The organism is Eubacterium sp. CAG:156, from assembly GCF_000434315.1.
GTDB lineage: Bacteria > Bacillota > Clostridia > Lachnospirales > Lachnospiraceae > Eubacterium_U > Eubacterium_U album.
Map to the genome: position 1 here is coordinate 1 of NZ_FR878113.1, position 18,208 is coordinate 18,208.

At 30.0% G+C, this 18,208-nt stretch carries 14 protein-coding genes; 11 read left to right on the forward strand and 3 right to left on the reverse strand.

Annotated features, from left to right (window positions below; all coding sequences use genetic code 11):
• Positions 1–348 precede the first annotated feature (348 nt).
• Entirely contained in the window at positions 349–1,722 is a 1,374-nt protein-coding gene (locus tag ABMA45_RS00355) for a sodium-dependent transporter (RefSeq protein ID WP_022087901.1), read from the reverse strand.
• 648 nt (positions 1,723–2,370) lie between these two features.
• Here ABMA45_RS00355 and ABMA45_RS00360 point away from each other — a divergent pair.
• From ABMA45_RS00360 to ABMA45_RS00385, 6 genes are all read left to right on the forward strand, one after another.
• Positions 2,371–3,078 carry a LytR/AlgR family response regulator transcription factor gene (locus tag ABMA45_RS00360; protein WP_022087902.1) on the forward strand — a complete coding sequence of 236 codons (708 nt, stop codon included), beginning with the start codon at positions 2,371–2,373 and terminating at the stop codon, positions 3,076–3,078.
• Positions 3,075–4,334 (forward strand): sensor histidine kinase, encoded by a 1,260-nt coding sequence (locus ABMA45_RS00365; protein WP_022087903.1) that lies wholly within the window; start codon positions 3,075–3,077, stop codon positions 4,332–4,334. The genes ABMA45_RS00360 and ABMA45_RS00365 overlap by 4 nt, the downstream gene beginning before the upstream one ends.
• 198 nt (positions 4,335–4,532) lie before the next feature.
• Positions 4,533–6,422, forward strand: a complete 1,890-nt coding sequence (locus tag ABMA45_RS00370; protein ID WP_022087904.1) for an ABC transporter ATP-binding protein — start codon at positions 4,533–4,535, stop codon at positions 6,420–6,422.
• Positions 6,416–8,329: an ABC transporter ATP-binding protein gene (locus tag ABMA45_RS00375; protein ID WP_022087905.1), complete on the forward strand. Its 1,914-nt coding sequence runs from the start codon at positions 6,416–6,418 to the stop codon at positions 8,327–8,329. Before ABMA45_RS00370 ends, ABMA45_RS00375 begins: the two co-directional genes overlap by 7 nt.
• Before the next feature lie 193 nt (positions 8,330–8,522).
• Entirely contained in the window at positions 8,523–9,257 is a 735-nt protein-coding gene (locus ABMA45_RS00380) for a LytR/AlgR family response regulator transcription factor (protein ID WP_022087906.1), read from the forward strand.
• Positions 9,258–9,375: 118 nt separating this feature from the next.
• Positions 9,376–10,605 (forward strand): sensor histidine kinase, encoded by a 1,230-nt coding sequence (locus tag ABMA45_RS00385; RefSeq protein ID WP_347996377.1) that lies wholly within the window; start codon positions 9,376–9,378, stop codon positions 10,603–10,605.
• Positions 10,606–10,904: 299 nt separating this feature from the next.
• Here ABMA45_RS00385 and ABMA45_RS00390 read toward each other — a convergent pair whose 3' ends face one another.
• Positions 10,905–11,483 (reverse strand): accessory gene regulator B family protein, encoded by a 579-nt coding sequence (locus tag ABMA45_RS00390; RefSeq protein ID WP_022087909.1) that lies wholly within the window; start codon positions 11,481–11,483, stop codon positions 10,905–10,907.
• Positions 11,484–11,973: 490 nt separating this feature from the next.
• Between ABMA45_RS00390 and ABMA45_RS00395 the strand changes: the two genes are divergently transcribed.
• Positions 11,974–12,885: an SEC-C metal-binding domain-containing protein gene (locus ABMA45_RS00395; RefSeq protein WP_022087910.1), complete on the forward strand. Its 912-nt coding sequence runs from the start codon at positions 11,974–11,976 to the stop codon at positions 12,883–12,885.
• A 12-nt stretch (positions 12,886–12,897) separates the two neighbouring features.
• Positions 12,898–13,311 carry an EamA family transporter gene (locus ABMA45_RS00400; RefSeq protein WP_022087911.1) on the forward strand — a complete coding sequence of 138 codons (414 nt, stop codon included), beginning with the start codon at positions 12,898–12,900 and terminating at the stop codon, positions 13,309–13,311.
• Positions 13,312–13,529: 218 nt separating this feature from the next.
• Here the strand turns inward: ABMA45_RS00400 and ABMA45_RS00405 are convergent, their stop codons facing one another.
• Positions 13,530–14,471: an AEC family transporter gene (locus tag ABMA45_RS00405; RefSeq protein ID WP_022087912.1), complete on the reverse strand. Its 942-nt coding sequence runs from the start codon at positions 14,469–14,471 to the stop codon at positions 13,530–13,532.
• Positions 14,472–14,719: 248 nt separating this feature from the next.
• On the opposite strand from ABMA45_RS00405, the gene ABMA45_RS00410 reads away from it, so the two are divergent.
• The 3 genes from ABMA45_RS00410 (at position 14,720) to ABMA45_RS00420 (ending at position 18,199) form a co-directional block, all read left to right on the forward strand.
• A complete protein-coding gene (locus tag ABMA45_RS00410) occupies positions 14,720–15,802 on the forward strand; it encodes an iron-containing alcohol dehydrogenase family protein (protein ID WP_022087913.1) in 1,083 nt (360 codons plus the stop codon).
• Positions 15,803–15,826: 24 nt separating this feature from the next.
• Positions 15,827–16,552: a hypothetical protein gene (locus ABMA45_RS00415; protein ID WP_022087914.1), complete on the forward strand. Its 726-nt coding sequence runs from the start codon at positions 15,827–15,829 to the stop codon at positions 16,550–16,552.
• Positions 16,553–17,182: 630 nt separating this feature from the next.
• Complete coding sequence (locus tag ABMA45_RS00420) at positions 17,183–18,199, forward strand: ABC transporter substrate-binding protein (protein WP_022087915.1); 1,017 nt, start codon at positions 17,183–17,185, stop codon at positions 18,197–18,199.
• The last annotated feature ends 9 nt before the right edge of the window (positions 18,200–18,208 follow it).

The following is an 18,208-nucleotide window of genomic DNA, read 5'->3' on the forward strand; positions in this document are numbered from 1 at the left end:
ACCTTGCAGAGCCGGTAGCAGATTTCATAGCAGTAACCTTTACTGCAATTTTGTTTTATTTCCAGTTTAGGAAAGCGACAAACAAGATTGAATCGTAGTTTATATAGTCGTTAAGGGGAAATTTTCTTCTTGACGGCTATTTTTGTTTATAAAAAATAATAAGCCTGAATTATTCATGGAACAATATCTGAATTGATAACTGTACCATGAAAGTGAACTACAGTCATATAAATGACTATATAGAAAGAATAAAAAACGTACCCCGCTATTTCAAAGAATAGAAGTAGCGAGGTACGTATTAAAATCTATGATTATTTTCGATATTCGTATATTGAGACACCGTAATCATTAAATTGTAATCCATCCAAATGCATTTGCAATTGAACTAAGAAGAATAATTGCTGCAAATATAGGACATAGATATTTAATCATAAAATTAAATATTTTCTTTCTGCGGAAATTACTTTCGCCTGAAAGAACTTCTTCTTCAATACGTTTAAGACCAATTTTTCTTGAAACAAGAAGACAGGTTGCAAATGCTGCAATTGGCATCATTACAGAGTTTGTTAAAAAGTCAAAGAAATCTAAAAATTGCATTCCAATGATTTTTACACAGGCTAAAGGTCCATAACCAAGAGCTGATAAACTTCCAAGAACAAGCATTATTCCACCAAGAATGAAAGTAGCTTTCTTTCTGCCCCATCCAAATTCATCTTGAAAAGTTGAAACTGCACTTTCAGTTAAGGCTATTGAACTCGTAAGTGCTGCAAATAAAACTAATGTAAAGAATAAAATTCCAACAACCGTGCTAAGTCCCATGCTTTCAAACATTTTAGGAATAGTGATGAACATTAATGAAGGACCTGCATTTAAGGCATCAGGGTCACCACCAGAGAAAGCAAATACTGCAGGGATAATCATTAAGCCAGCCATAATCGCAATAGCGGTATCAAATATTTCTACATTTTTAGTAGAATCTTCGATTGATAAATCCTTCTTCATGTATGAGCCGAATGTAATTAAAATTCCCATAGCAATTGATAAAGAATAAAACATCTGTCCCATTGCAGCAACAACAGTCATCCATGAAAAATTCTCAAAATTAGGAATAAGGAAATATTTTACTCCGGCTAAAGCACCAGGTCGTGTCACAGAATAAATTGTAATTATAATTGATAAAACAATTAAAATAGGCATCATAAATTTTGATACACGTTCAATACCATTTCTAACTCCGGCATAAATAATGGCTAAAGTAATAAATGTAAATATTATAAAGCAGATTTCAGCAGAAAAACCACCTGTAATAAAATTAGTAAAATAGTCATCACCCGCTAATAATTTGCTGCCGCCAATTATATATTCGGCTAAATATTTAATAACCCATCCACCAATTACAGAATAATATGGAACAATGAGAATAGGAATAATAGCGTTAATCCATCCGCCTAAAGATGCAAACTTAGAGTTGCCAAAAAATTTAAAAGCGCCCACAGGACTTTTCTTAGTCATACGTCCAATAGATGTTTCAGCAACAATCATTGTATATCCAAATGTCAGGGCAAGAATGATATATACTAATAAGAACATCCCGCCGCCATATTTAGCAGCTAAATATGGAAATCTCCATATATTTCCAAGACCTACAGAAGCTCCGGCAGCGGATAATACAAATCCCAGCTTTCCGGAAAAAGAACTCCTTTTATTATTGTGTTTTTTCATAATTTTTTACCTCTCATATACTTTTTAATCGCAAGTATAAAAAGTGTAACATAGAGCAGATAAAAACACAACAAAAGTAAAATAAAACATGGAAATGTTGTGGGGTATCAGATGAGGTTAAAGTTTTAGTTAAACTTTATTACATAAGAAATAAGGAAAAACCGAAGAATAAAATTTACATAAAAAATACGGATAAAATGAAATGTGTGTTCATTTTATCCGTATTGTGCTTATATAGGTAATTCGCAAAAAAAGAAAATTACCCTTTAATAACTAATTAACAACCGAATTTGAATAAATTGCAAAGAGCATTAAATAACTCGGAACAGCTATTGAATTTAAAACACATAGTTTCGTCCTCCTTATTTTAGATTTGTACTGGCCAATTACAAGATGAATTGTAACAATTTCGTAATATTTAAACAATAGGGGATAATTGGAAATAGTTTATACGTTTAAAATAAAATTTCCTAAGTACATAAATATGTGGAACTAAGCTCAAAGCATTTTAAAAGCCCTACAAATTTAAAAATAAGTTAAATATAGGGCAAGTTGCACGAGTTTACCTAAGCCCAAATAAAGATGCTTTTGAAATTGAATTATGATATAATTACAAATTACTATTAAGAAGAAAGAGAAGGTCAGAAAATGAATATTGCAATTTGTGATGATGATAGGGTGATTATTGAACAGATTGAAGAATTTCTTCAAATTATTCACGATAAATCATTGGAATATGAGGTGTTTTTTTGTGCGGAAGAATTACAGAAATACATAACAGAAAATAATGTTAATTTTGATGTGTTTATATTAGATATTGAAATGAAAGAAATGTCAGGGATAGATTTTGCAAAAAAACTTCGAGAGAAAAATGTTGATTCTTTAATTATTTTTATGACCAGTCATTCGCAATATGTATTTGATGTGTTTGAAACCGTAACATTTGACTTTATACAAAAACCGTTAACCTTCGAAAAAATAAAAAATACATTAGAGAAAACAAAGAACTATTTAGAAATAAAGAGAAGGAGCTTTGTGTTTTCATACAAAAAAAATAATTACAACATTGCATTTTCAGATATTTGTTATTTAGAAAAAGATGGTAGAAAAGTATGGATATATACAATTGATGATAAAAAATATCAATGTAATATGACATTGAAAGAAATATGGTCACAATTAGATGATGAAATGTTTGGAATGTTAAATAAATCGTTGATTGTAAATCTTTCAAAAATCGAAGGGATTATAGGAGAAAATGTAATTTTGCAAGATGACAGGATGCTATATGTAAGCAGAGATTATAGAAAAGAAATTAAGAAAAAACACTTGAATTATTTAAGGGGGCAGGTATGAATTTAATTTATGATTTAATAATAAATATAATTGATTATTTGATTATTTTCAAATATTTTAAGAGCTTTAGTGAAAAAAGAACTATGAAAAAGAAATATTGTACGATTCTTTTTTGTGGATGCATAATTTTGATTAGTGTTGTAAATCAGTTTCACAATCCAAATGTAAATCTGATTTTATGTATATTGATGATTTATCTATATAGTTGCTCATTTTCATATAGTATTTCGTATCATATAATTCTACCGGTTTTGTACATAGGATTTGGAATTGTAGCGGAACTGATAGGATTTTTTGTTTTGAATTTTTTAGGACAGGCAATTCCATATTTTATCCGTTACTATGGAAGTTCTTTTATCTGCGAAATTATCCGCTTTTTAATAGTTTATGCAATTTGTAAAATTAGGAAAATAAAATTCCCTAAATTGTCTTTTGGTATAAGTAAATATCTGGTTATTATTCCACTTACATGTGTTTGTATATGTTGTATAGCTATGAATATTATTCAAAACAGTAAGAATAATCCGGTTATTATAATGTGTTTAATGATAATAGTTATGACGATTTCGAGTAATGTTTTAATGTTTAAAATGTTTGTTAAAGTAACAGAAACATTATCGGATAATTATGAAAAGGAAATGTTGTTACAAGAGGCACAGGCAAAAGAACAATATTATAATGAAGTGGAAAAAAGTAATAAAGAGATACGAAGAATTAAGCATGATTTGAAAAATATGCTATTAGCGATATGCTCAGAGGCACAAAAGAATAATGAGATTTCAAAAGAAATTTATAAAATTATTAATGAGTTAGATGCGAGTAACAAAAAATTATATACATCTAATATAGTTATAAATACGATAATAAATCACAAGATGTGCCTGGCAGAAAATTTGAAAATAAAGACATATGTAAACATTAAAGTACCAAAATCCGTTAATCTTGATTATAAAGATGCAGGAATCCTGTTAGGAAATATATTAGATAATGCAATAGAATCTTGCAAAAAAATTAATATGGAAGACAGATGGATTAAAATAGACATAATTTATAAGAAGAATACAATGTTTATAAAAATCTGCAACAGCAAGATAAAGGAGTTAGTGAATATAAAACAAACTAGTAAACATGATGTGCATAATCATGGAATTGGAGTATCAAGTATAGAGAATATTGTAAATAAATATGGTGGGTATGTAGAATTTATCGATAAAGGAGAAGAATTTGAAGTAGCTGTAAGTTTGTATGGAATATAAGAATTGTTAATAAAAATGGCAATCGGGCAATTATTATATTGATATTTGTAAATGCGAAAAATATTTTACAAATGATTACATATAAAACACAAATGATTACATTGTGGCAAAAAAAGAAAAAATTTAAGGTATGATAGAAAAATCTGAAGCAAAATAATTACTGGAAAATTATATTCTGAAAACAAAAAAGGAGAGGTTATGAATAAAATATTGGAGAGGTTTAAAAATTTCTTTTCTGCATCCCATGATAGGGAACAAAAAGGAATTCAGTCAACTAAGCATGGAATGCTTAATAATTTCATGTATGCAGTTAAGCTGACGTGGAGTTTTAGCAGAATATTTATTATAGCGATTATTGCCGGTGGAATATTAATCTCATTATACAATCTTATTGGAATTTATATACCCAAAATTGCTTTAGCATTGGTAGAGCAAAAGGTTAGTACAGACGTAATGATTAAGGTGATGGTAATAGTGGGAGTGGCAACTCTTATACTTAATCTTATTGCCTATAAGGCTGGTTATGTTTGCGAATATCAGTGGGAAAACGTGTACAAAGGTATAGTTTCAAAATATCTTAGAAAATCATTTACAACGGATTTTAAAAATATGGAAAATCCGGATTTCCTTGATTTAACTCAAAGATCAAAACAGGCATTGTATACATATCAGGGAATCCATGGATATTGCATGAGAGGGCAGAACATAATTTCCAATCTTACCATGGTATTTATTTCCGGCTTTGCCATAGCTTTAGTTAATCCGGTGCTTGTACTTGTTATAATTGCACTTTCATTTTTTATCTATAAAATATTAGATTCAACAATGGAGTGGAGCAAGACAGAATTTAGAGATGCTATGGCATCTAATTATAGAAAAAATAGTTATTTTTCAAATACAGCAAGAGACTTTAAGTACGCTAAGGACATAAGACTGTTTAAAATGCAGGAGTTTATACAGAATATGTGGAATGACATTAACACAATATATTATGCTGCCTGCAAAAAACATCACAGTAAGTGGATTATGTGTGAAGCAAAAATGAGTATGCTTAGATTAATTCAAAATGTATTGCTATATTCAGTGCTTATTTACATGATTATGTTTAGGGGCATGAGTATTTCTAATTTTGTTTTATATATTGGATTAGTGGCTGCATTTTCAACAGCCATGACGGATCTGTTTTGTAATCTTGTGTGGATGAATATGAACAGAATGCAGTTAGATGATTTTAGAACATTTATGGATTGGACAGAGGAGATACCTGATTATCAAAAGGGTGAGGGAACAATAAAGAATATCAAATTAGAAAAATACGAATTTAAATTTGAAAATGTCTCATTTAAATATCCGGGACATGATAAATTTATTCTAAAAAATCTTAACCTCACAATAGAGGCAGGAAGTAAACTTGCAATAGTAGGAATAAACGGCGCAGGAAAAACAACTCTCACAAAGCTTCTTATGAGACTATATGAACCAACAGAAGGAAGAATTTTACTTAATGGAGTTGATATAAAACAGTTTGACAGAGAATCATATTTTAATATCTTTGCTCCGGTATTTCAGAATATAGAAATATTTGCTTTCCCTGTATGGCAGAACATTTCAATGAAGCCTGAAAATGAAACTGACAGAAATAAGGTTATGGAAACATTAAAAAGAAGTGACTTAGAGGAGAAGATTAACAAGTACGAAAACAAAATTGACACTACACTTCTTAGAATTATTGACCCTAAAGGTGTGGATTTTTCCGGTGGAGAAAGACAAAGACTTGCTATGGCAAGAGCATTATACAGTGACAGGGAGGTACTTGTACTTGATGAACCTACAGCGGCACTTGATGCATTGGCAGAAGACAAAATGTATCAGGAATTTAACGAAATGGTAAAGGGAAAGACTGCAATTTTTATTTCTCACAGACTTTCAAGCACAAGATTTTGTGACAAAATAGTTATGTTTGAGGATGGAAAAATTATTGAAGAGGGAACACATGATGAATTAATGAAAACTGGCGGAAAATATAGTGATATGTTTCAGATTCAGGCACAGTATTACAAAAGTGAGAAGGAGGGAGTAACATGCTAAAAAAATTATTTAGTGGAATTAAAGACATAGCTTTTTGCACCGGATATTTTGCAAAGTTTGCATGGAAAAAGCTTCCAATCTATTACTTTTATATTTTGTTGTCAGTTATAGTTAACACAGCAGGACCTTTTGTTTCTATTATCGGCTCAAAATATTTAATTAATGAAATCGTATATGAGCAGAACAGAAACATTGGTATGATAATTTTCTGGGTAGCTTTTATCTGCATTGGAACTTATCTTTATGCAGTAGTAGGAAAGTTTGCAAATGAGAAGCAGAATTATTGTAATGACCGTTTTGACAGAATGCTTCAAATGGAAATAAGTTTTAATACTATGCAAATGAAGTTTGAGTATACTGAAAATTCTGAAATGCTAGACAGTGTAAATAAAGCAGGACGGGCATTTGAACAAACTAACCTTATACAGGGACTTACAGACGGAATCGTAGGACTTATAAGTAATATATTAGTGCTTGCAGGGGTTATGTATATAGTTGTTAATTGCTCAGTATGGTTACTTATTCCTGTATTTTTAAGTTTCGTTATTAATACATATATGACAATGAAAACAACAAAATTAAAGGAAAATTATTTCTCTGAAGCAATGGAAATAGACCGTGTTGTTGATTATTATCTGGATGAACTTACAACAGGTGAGTATGCCAAGGATATTAGAATTTATAATGCAGATAATATGATTATTGATAACCAGAAGGAACAGAGTACTAAGCAATATAATCTTTCAAAAAGAAGCATGAAAAAAATATGGAATAATGAAAAAATTTCAATAACATCAACGGAGATTTGTAATATAGCAGTTTATATTATTCTTGGTGTAAATACATTAACAGGAAAGATTACAATCGGAGATTTTAGCAGCCTTACACAGGCAGTTATTAAGTTTACGGAAGCACTTTATAATATTTCAAGAGGATTAATGGGATTAAAGTATACAGCATCAATTCTAAAATATTATCTTGATTATATTGAAAAAGCTGAAATTGATATAAAATATGAGAAAAGTAAAAATGCAGAAGTTCCAAATGTTAATGATGGTGTATCTATAGAATTTAAAAATGTAAGTTTTAAATATCCTAATACAGATGTTTATATTTTAAAAAACATAAATACATCAATACATCCGGGAGAACATCTTTCAATAGTAGGAAAAAATGGCGCAGGAAAGACAACTTTCATAAAACTTCTTTGCAGATTATATGAAGTTACAGAAGGAGAAATTCTTGTAAATGGAGTAAATATAAATGATATAGAATACTCTAAATATTTAGATTTACTTTCAGTAGTTTTTCAGGATTACAGGCTTATGGCATTTTCCATAAAGGATAATATTGATATGGGACAGAATAAATATGCCAATGGCGATATGGAACAGAAAGAATATTCAAATGTTGATATGGAACAGAAAGAATATGCCAATGGCGATATGGGACAGAATAAATATTCTAATGTTGAAAATAAGATTAATGAACTGTGCAAAATAGTAGAGATTGACGGTTGGATTAATTCTTTGGAAAATAAGCAAAATACAAACCTTTATAAAATGTTTGATGAGTCAGGAGTTGAACCATCAGGTGGTCAGGCTCAGAAGCTTGCAATTGTCAGGGCATTGTATAAGGATGCACCGGTAGTAGTACTTGACGAACCTACAGCAGCCTTAGATCCAATCGCTGAATTTGAGGTCTATAACAACTTTGATAAGCTTGTTGGTGGAAAAACAGCAGTTTATATATCCCATAGACTTTCATCCTGTAGATTCTGCGACAGAATAATAGTTTTTGACGGTGGTACAATAATTGAGGACGGAAGTCATGACAAATTAATGGAAAATACAAACGGATTTTATTTTAATATGTACAATACTCAGGCTAAACACTACCAGAATTAATTGCTACAGGATTTAAGTAGTATCGGAGTTATAGATAGCCATATTGGAATAAGAGCAAGTATTTTATTAAAAAAGAAAAATAAAAAATTATTGTAACTTGAAAAAACGCACACATCCATAGTATCATTGATAAATAAGCTGAATTTTACAGAACCAATATGAGTAAAAACCTAAAAGAAGAGGAAAATAATCAATGACAGTGCAGAAGAAAAATATTCTGGTTATAGAAGATAGTGAACAATACATGGATATGATTTGTAGCAAATTATCAAATATTACCGACATAAATGTTTACAAGGCAAAAGATAGTGCGCAGGCATATAAATATGCGTTAGAAGAAAATATAAGCGTATTTATAGTGGATATAATTCTTGATACAAATGCTTTAGGAGATGTGTCAGGAATTAAATTCGTTGAAAGAATACGAACCATACCTGAATACAAATTTACACCAATTATAATCACATCATCTTTAGAAGACCCTAAGTTACATTCATACAGTTATTTGCACTGTTATCGCTACTTTGAAAAATCTTATGACATCAATGAACTTATGGATACAGTTAAAGAAGTATTAGAATTTGAAACTCCGAAGGAAGAATCGAAGATAATATATTATAAAAGAGACGGAATTTTGTTCTCACTTCAGACAAAAGATATTGTATATGTAGAGAACAGAAACAGGTACATAGAATATCATTGCACAGATGGAGTACATAAGGCACCATATGCGTCATGTAAGAGTATTATTCAGGAGTTAGGAGATAACAATTTTGCACAATGTAATAAACATGTTGTTGTAAATATGAACTATATTTTAAGTATAGACTCAGTTAACAGATATATTAAACTTATAAATAATTATGGAGAACTTGAAATAGGCCCTAGATTAAAAAAAGAATTTATGAGCAGGTTGAAAAATGAGTGAGATTTTAATTTATTTTTTTGAAATAATATCTGTAATAATATGCATACATAACTTATATGGTCGAAAAAATATAATTTCCATTTATACATTAAGTTTTATAAGTTTAGAGATAATTTATATGTATTTAGTTAATGAAGAAGTGCTTTTTAAAGAGACAATGTTAATAATGTATTTGTTTTTCATTATTTATTCGATGCTTCAGTTTGGTGACAGTATTGTAAATTCTGTTTATAACTGCATGTTGACAATGCTCATTGTATCAGTTACGCAAATGATAATGTACATACCTGCAAGTCTTCTTATTTATAAGTTCATTAAAAATGAAAATTTTATGGCATTGTTTATAAACATAGCTGTTCTGATATTTGTATTCTTTTCACAGAAATCAAAATTATATAAGATATTACACAATATAATTGTTGATAAAGAAAAGAGGGGGATGGTGTGTATATTAGTAAATGGATTAATTCTTGCATATTATCTTTATAAGTTCAAAAAAGACAATTTTATTATGACAGATGCATATCTTACAGGAGGATTATTGTTTGTTATAGTAATATTTGCCATCTATAGATGGCAGCAGTCAACTTACGAAGTTAAATTAAAGCAAAAGCAGTTAGAAATGACTAGAATATATAATGATTCCTTTAAAAGTCTGATAGATGTTGTACGTAAAAATCAGCACGATTTTAATAATCATTTGCTTGCTTTATCAGCTCTGGAAAATGAAGAAAACAATGAAAAGATAAAACAGCGAAAGAATGAATATAAGAACAGAATCTCTGAAGAAAATAAGTATAATAGTATTTTATATAGAATTAATGAACCTATTATCGCAGGATTTTTATTTGGCAAATTAAAAGAAACTGAAAATATGGGTGTAGAAACAACGTATGATGTAAATTTATGCACTGGAGAATTTAAATACATATCAGTTTATGATTTCATAGAAATTCTTGGAATATTAATAGATAATGCAAGAGATGCAATTCTTTCAAATAAAACTACACAAAATAACCGGGAAAATATAAAAGATAATAATGAGTGTGGAAATGAAGGAAGTGTAAAGGGCAATAATGACTGTGAAAAAAAAGAAAACATTACAATTAAAATAGCTGAAACTGAAAAGAAAGTAATAGTTGAGGTCTCAAATCCTTATACATATTGTACGGAGGATGAGATAATTAAGATGTTTGAAAAAGGATATTCTACAAAAGGTGAAGATAGAGGAATTGGTCTTAACAAAATAAAAGAATATCAGGATAAATATAAGTTTGATATTTTAGTAGAAAACATAATGACTAAAATTGGAAATACAATAAAGTTTTCAGTAATAATTGAAAAATAAATTCCATAGGCATCAAAGTTGAGGCCTTTTGCCACAACATAATAATTTTGTGTCTACATCGTAATAATCAACAAATAAAAATCTGCCTTTCATTGTAATGACGGTCATACAGACTGTCGGGTGTGTCAATGAAGGCAGATTTTTTGGAGTAAAAGATTATGAAGGTTAATTATTCAAAGTCTTCTTTGCGAGGAAGTTTAGGTTCCCCAAAGAAACAAAAGCTAACTTTTGAAAATTTAAAACCCCATGATAATGCTAAACACAATGTACAAAGTGTGTTTAAAGTAGAAAGTTTGAATTTACGCATTAGCACATTCCTCCTTTTTTGAGATTTTAGCAATAAATAATTGCGCTGTATGTAACACAATAGTCCAGAATCCAACTTGAAAGTATGTAGCAAATAAGCTGAATTCATGGAAAAAGCTAACAAAAATAATAAAAATAAAAATTATAACAAATCCGGTATTTTGACATTTCTTAATCAAAATACTGTCAGGCGAAGGTCTGAACGGTGATGCTATTGGACCTATTTTATAATTGATAATCATACATATTGTACATATGGAAATTATTAATATAGGTGCTACAAATAAAAGTTTGGGAAGTAGTATAATTGAAGAAAATAAAACGACAAATGTTAATAAAAAACATGTAATATAATGTTTACAATGAATTCCGCCGATGTTAATTCTTAAAAATAAAAGCAAAATCAAAGAAACTAAGAATGATTTAAAATAACCTAAAAATCCAAAAAATATACCGAAAATAATAAGTTTTGAAAATTCATAAAAGATGCTTGTAAGTACATATTTTACCATTGCTATATCATAACTGCTGTAGCCGTATTCATCTTTTAATTCATCGATAAGACTTTGCATATTAATTCTCCATTCTTCTGCCATAAGATTTACGGCAGGAATAGTAATGAAATAAATTCACACTAAAACCACACCCAAAGATGTGTAGAGTATAGAAAGATATTTGTCGAATTAAAGAAAAAAAGTAAAAGGTATGTTGTTTAAATGAAAAAATACAGAAAATTGCTGATAATATGAAAAAATGTGCGTTTTTTAGTAAAAAAACATATAATTTAAAAGAAATATTGGTGATACATACTCAATATTTGACGAATTAAAAATCAAATAAGTATAAAATTTAGAAATAGGAAATATAAAATTTGAAAAATTAACTAATGGTTTATATGAATGATAACCTTCAATTTAATAAAACAATTGAAAAAAATAATTGAGTTTGCTATACTTTTATCGGCAAACAAGCGTTCTTAGAGTTGAAAATAGCAGATAATATAAGAGCTTATCAACGCGAACTAGGGAAATATTAAACGTTTAGAAGAGAGGATTTAAATTAATGAAAAAAGGTACAGCTTTAAAAGAAATTTTTAATGATTTTCTCAAAAATGAATTAAAAGACATTGCTAAGCAGAAAAAGATAAGAGGTTATTCAACACTTAATAAAGAACAATTGATTGATAAAATTGTAGAACATATGTTGAATGACGAAGAAGTAGAAAAATATTTCCAATATCTTACAAATGAAGAAATTGAAGCGGTTAAAAAAGAAATTACTTCAACTGAAGGTGGAAAGTCTAACGATGCTTTATATGAAAAATTATATGCAGCCGGTTATTTAGGCGGAATGAATAATGGTGAAATAGTAGTGCCGGTAGAAGTTCAGGCAGTACTTGAAAAAATAGAAAATAAAGAGTTTAATGAGAAACGTAAAGTGACCAGTTTCTTATTAAGCAGTTTGAGAACAATGTGTGTATTATATGGAAAGATTTCGATAGATTTGCTTATGCAGATTATGAAAGATGGAATTAATTATAATGAAAGCACAGAAGAGTTAATTAACAGAATTGAAAGTATACCGGAAGTATATAATGAATTTGAAGTTAATGATAACGTTGTATCTCATAAGAGATTGTCTGATTCAGAAGACAATTCTATAAAAGATGAAAGTAAATATTATATTCCAACTGTTGAGGAAATAAATACAATAGGTGTTTATGGAGAACTTCCTAATGGCCCTTCTAATGTTGAATTAGTAAGTTCTGTAGTTAAAGAAAACACCGGCGAAAATAAAGCAGCAAGAAAGGTAATTTCTAATCCTACCAGAATAGATGATTCAATTCCTTGGACATTTGACAATATGGGCAAAAGATTAGTTAATCAGCCGGTTGTTAAGACAAAGAAAGTTTATCCTAATGATAAATGCCCTTGCGGAAGTGGAAAGAAATATAAATATTGTTGCGGAAGATAGAGGTGAATGACAATGTGGTTGGTATTTGCAATTTTGTCATCTGTATTTGCAGCTTTAACATCTATACTTGCTAAAGTTGGAATAGATGGAGTTAATTCTAATCTGGCTACAGCCATAAGAACTCTGGTAGTTTTAATTATGGCATGGGCAATGGTATTTCTGACTAATAATCAATCGGGAATTACGGAAATAGGAAAGAAAAGTTGGATATTTTTGATTTTGTCAGGGCTGGCCACAGGAGCTTCATGGTTGTGCTACTATAAAGCATTACAGATGGGAGATGCGTCAAAGGTAGTTCCAATAGACAAATTAAGTGTAGTGATAACTTTGATTATGGCTTTTGTATTTTTACATGAAGATTTTACATCAAAATCAATTATAGGATGCATACTTATCACGTCAGGAACTTTGTTCATGGTTATTTAGAGAATATAAGATATAGAATAAGCAGTTTAATATACCAAATAAGTTTATATTAACTATAACGAACAACAGTTTTATAAAAATTTATAAATATAAAATACACTTTTAGTAAAAAAATCAGAAGTAATATTGTGAATTTAATAAACGCAATATTGCTTCTGATTTTTTTTGTAAAGACACCAAACACAAAATAATTAGAAGATTCTATATTATAAAATAGATTAAACTGCAAATAAATATAAAAATGCAGGGATTGTAAATAGAGATAAAAGTGTTGTTAAAAAAATAGTTCTTGAAGTTAATTTTTTGTCTAAATCATATTCTGTGGCAAATATAAGTGCTGTATTTGCTACAGGCATTAGTGATTCAATAAAAAAGACATTTCTAACTAAAGTATCTTTAATGAATAGTTGAAATAATGGATAACAAATTAGTGGAATAATAATTAGCTTGACAAATGTAAATAAGTAAACTCTTTTATCTTTAAATATTTCACCTATTTTCATAGATGCTAACGTTGAACCAATTAACATCATTGCAAGTGGTGAGGTCAGATTACCAAGTATTGATATTGCATTTGTTATAGGAATAGGAAAACTTATGTCTAATGCATAAATTACAATGGAAAGCAAAGAGCATATTATACCTGGTGATAATATGTTTTTTAATGTAAAGGCCATCTTTTTCGCAGTCCCATATCCTATTAAAACTACTCCATAAGTAAATGTACAACAGGTAAATATAATGTTGAGAATGGCTGCATAAAATACAGCGGTAGTTCCCTGCTCAGAGCCAAATGCAGCCTGAATAACAGGAAAACCCATAAATCCTACATTTGAAAAAGTTAGCATAAAAGTATATATGCCTTGTGTATTGAAAGGCATTTTAATTAATTTAATTATTATAAAACTGATAATAGGTAATACTGCGTATAAAATAATTGAAGCAATAAATACGAATAACACAGTTGAACCTTTAGGACGTTGTGCCATAGACAAAACAGAATCTATTGTTGTCATGGGTAGGGTTATATTTACAACCAGTTTATTTAATTTCTTATTAGTAAGTTCGTCAAAATACTGTAATTTATATGCAAGATATCCGGTACATATAATTAAAAAAAGCATAATGAGCTGATTAAAAAGAACGGATATATTTATCATTTGAAAAACCTCCGGAATTTGTAAATGTGTAGATAGTCATTAAAAATATTATCGCTAAAACGTTAAATAAGCAATGTTTTTATTAAGTGAAAAAATTCTCGGATTTGTGCTATACTTTATATGATAGGGCAAAAGCATAAAGGATTGATGCTCATTTTGTGAATGACTTAGGAATATTCACAGAGTTATTTATAATCTGCCTTTACCTATAATATTAATTTTACTTTAGCAAAGGAGACATAAAATAAATGGAAAATTACAGTATGCATCTTCCAAGCTATTCAATTGGAGATAAAATATATAATAAAATATCTGAAATTTGTGAGCCATATGGTACAAAGGTTATTGCTATAGGTGGGCATAAAGCAATTGCAGCCGCAAAGGATAAAATAATAGCAGCCTGCAAAGAATCAAAATTAGAAATATTAGATTTTATCTGGTATGGTGGAGAAGCAACTTACGAAAATGTAGAAAAATTAATGGAAAATGATTTGGTAAAACAAGCAGATATGATTTTCTCAATTGGTGGAGGAAAATCAACAGATACTGGAAAATGTCTTGGGGTAAAATGTGGTAAACCTGTATTTTCATTCCCAACAATAGCGTCAAACTGTTCTGCCTGCACAAGTGTTTCCATTATGTACTATCCTGATGGAAGATTTAAAGAACCGTTTTTCTTTCAGGCACCACCGGTACATGCATTTATTGATACGGATATTTTAGTACATTCCCCTTCAAGATATATGTGGGCAGGAATGGGTGATACTATGGCAAAGTACTTTGAAAGTTCAATGTCTTCAAGAGGAGAAGAATTAAATCACTATACACAGATGGGTGTAGATGTAAGTAAAATGTGTTATGAACCGGTTCTTCGATATGGAAAAGAAGCAATGGAATCAAATAATGCGCAGGAAGTTTCATATGCCTATGAACAGGTTGTATTAGCAATTATAGTTTCAACCGGTATTGCATCTATATTTTTGACTGCAGAGCATATAATTGATTACAACACAGGACTTGCTCATGCAATATTTTATTCTCTTACGGCATATCCACACATAGAAAAGAATCATTTGCACGGAGAAGTAGTAAGTTATGGTGTATTAAATTTGCTGCTTGTAGATAAGAATGAAGAAGACTTTGAAAAAGTGTATAAGTTTAGTAAAGATGTAGGTCTTCCAACATGCCTTGCAGATTTAGAATTTGGAAAGGACAAGTTAGAAGAATTGGCTGAAAATGCAGTTGCCATGAAAGATATAGAGCATAATCCTTATAAAATTACAAAAGAAATGGTTGCCTGCTCAATGGGCAAATTAGAAAAAATGAAATAGTAGGAAGAACTTTGGAGGTGGTTTATGAAAAAGAAAATCAGTATTATTGCATTATGTGTAGCTGTTGCAGGAGTTATAGCTTATTTTCCAATAAAGACTGCACTTGGTGGTAATGATGTAATGTCACAATGGGGTAAAATTTTAAGTGATGACAGCAAAAATGAAACATCAGGAAGTAAAGGTAAATTTAGAATTGCAACTGACGGACCGGCAGCACAAACATATTCTGCATCAGATGAAATATTTGAGTGTGGGAAAGATATTTTAATAACTAAAAGGGAAATAGAAGTTTCAAAGGCTTTTTATATGCTTAAGGGAGAAAGTGAGAAGACGGCAGAAAAAGAAGCTGTAAAATATATGGAAGAATTTAATGCAATGTATGTTAAGGCAATAAAAGCAGGTTTTGATGTTACAGATGAAGAAGTGGATAATTATATTGCTGATTTGAAGAAAATGTCAGATGAAGCTGAGAATGCCGATGATGTAAAAAAAGTGATAGCACAGTTTGATTCAGAAGATGAGTATTGGGCTTATGAAAAAGAAGTATATCAGAAGCAGTTGCCGATTCAAAAGTACGTTGAATCATTGGAAAGTGATTATGTTAAGAAGCCAGGTACGGATGTAAACAATGAGTCGGGTACAAAAGCGTGGAACAAAGAGTTAGATAAAATTAAAGAAAAAGCAGCAAAAGAGCAGAAGTACAAAAAAGTAAAATCTGTAAAAGATATAGATAATAAATTCGTTAAGTAATTAAAAAAAGATGCCGGAATTGTGGTGCGTAGCACTCAATAGTTTCGGCATCTTTTAGTATATGCTTAATTTTTATTTGAAAATAATGTAAGCCTAAAATCCACTATCACAAATTTTAAGTAGAAATAAATTTTGCTTCACGGCAAAAATTTAAACGTATAGAAAATATAAGTTAGTGTAAAATTTTAGGTGGCAAAAATATAAAAAAATAATTGACTTGTATTTTTTATAGCGTTATAATTCAAAACAACGATATAGATGACCATTAAAACCGTTGATGCGGAGGTAAAAGTGAATCGTGCACTTACAGAGAGCAAGGGCTGGTGGAATCCTTGCAGAACGCAGCTCACATAAATGGACCGCAGAGGGCACAGAACAAAGCATTATATTTGTTAGTATTCTGTGACGTGAAGGCATACGTAAGTTGCACAGAGTATGATAGTACTCGTTGAGTGTGTAAGATATTTTTCTTACGAATCAAGGTGGCACCGCGGAATATTATTTTAGTATTTTCGTCCTTGATGATAACATTTTGTTAAGTGTTATTGTTAAGGATTTTTTTATGCAATAAATACTCTAGAGGTTATCCAGATTGTTAAAAAACTCAAAGTGAAGAAAAGGAGAAAAAAGATGAGAAAGATGAAGAAAGTTTTGAGCGTTTTATTAACAGTAGGAATGGTAGCAACAGCATTTACAGGATGCGGAGGAAACGGAAGCAACAGTTCAGGAAAGACTGATTCAAAGGACACTAATGGAGATGGAAAAGTAAAAGTTGGTGTAGTTTCAATGATTGAAAATGGAGCTTTTACAGATATGAGAGATGGTATTATTGATGAATTAAAAGCACAGGGATATGAGGATTCACAGATAGAATATAAATGTGCAGCAGGCGATTCAACAGCACTTACAACAATTGTGACAAATATGACAGATGGAACATATGATATGGTATTTACTATTGCCACACCTCCTACACAGGCTATGGTTAATACAGAAACAGATACACCTGTATTTTTCTGTGCTGTATCAGCACCTGTAGCAGCAGGAGTAATTACAGACATGGATAAACCGGATAAGAATGCAACAGGAACATCTAATGCAATTCCTGTATCAGACATTATTGATTTTGCTCAGTCAGTAACACCGGCAAAGAAGGTTGGTATCATTTATAGCGGAAATGAGGATAATGCAACAAACACAGCAAAGCAGTGTGAAGAATATTTAGGCAAAACAAGCGTTGAATATGTTGAAAAAACAGCACCAACATCAAATGATGTAGAATCTGCAACAAATGCATTAGTAGCAGAAGGTGTAGATATGATATTTATTCCAAATGATTCAATTATTCAGGACGGAATTAGTACATTAACAGATATTTGCAAAGAAAAGAAAATTCCAACATATTGTTCATCAGCAACAACAGTTGTTTCAGGCTGTTTTGCAACATTAGCAATTGATGATAAGGGAATTGGTAAGAAAACAGTTGATATTGCAATGGACTATGTAAATGGAAAGAAAGTTGAAGATATTCCGGCACAGGTTGTAGGAATTGATTATTGCACAGTTAACAAAGCTACAATGGAAGTATTAGGAATTAGCGAAGATAACATTAAAACAGATTATGAAGTTAAGTTAATTGAGAACTAAAGAGGAACA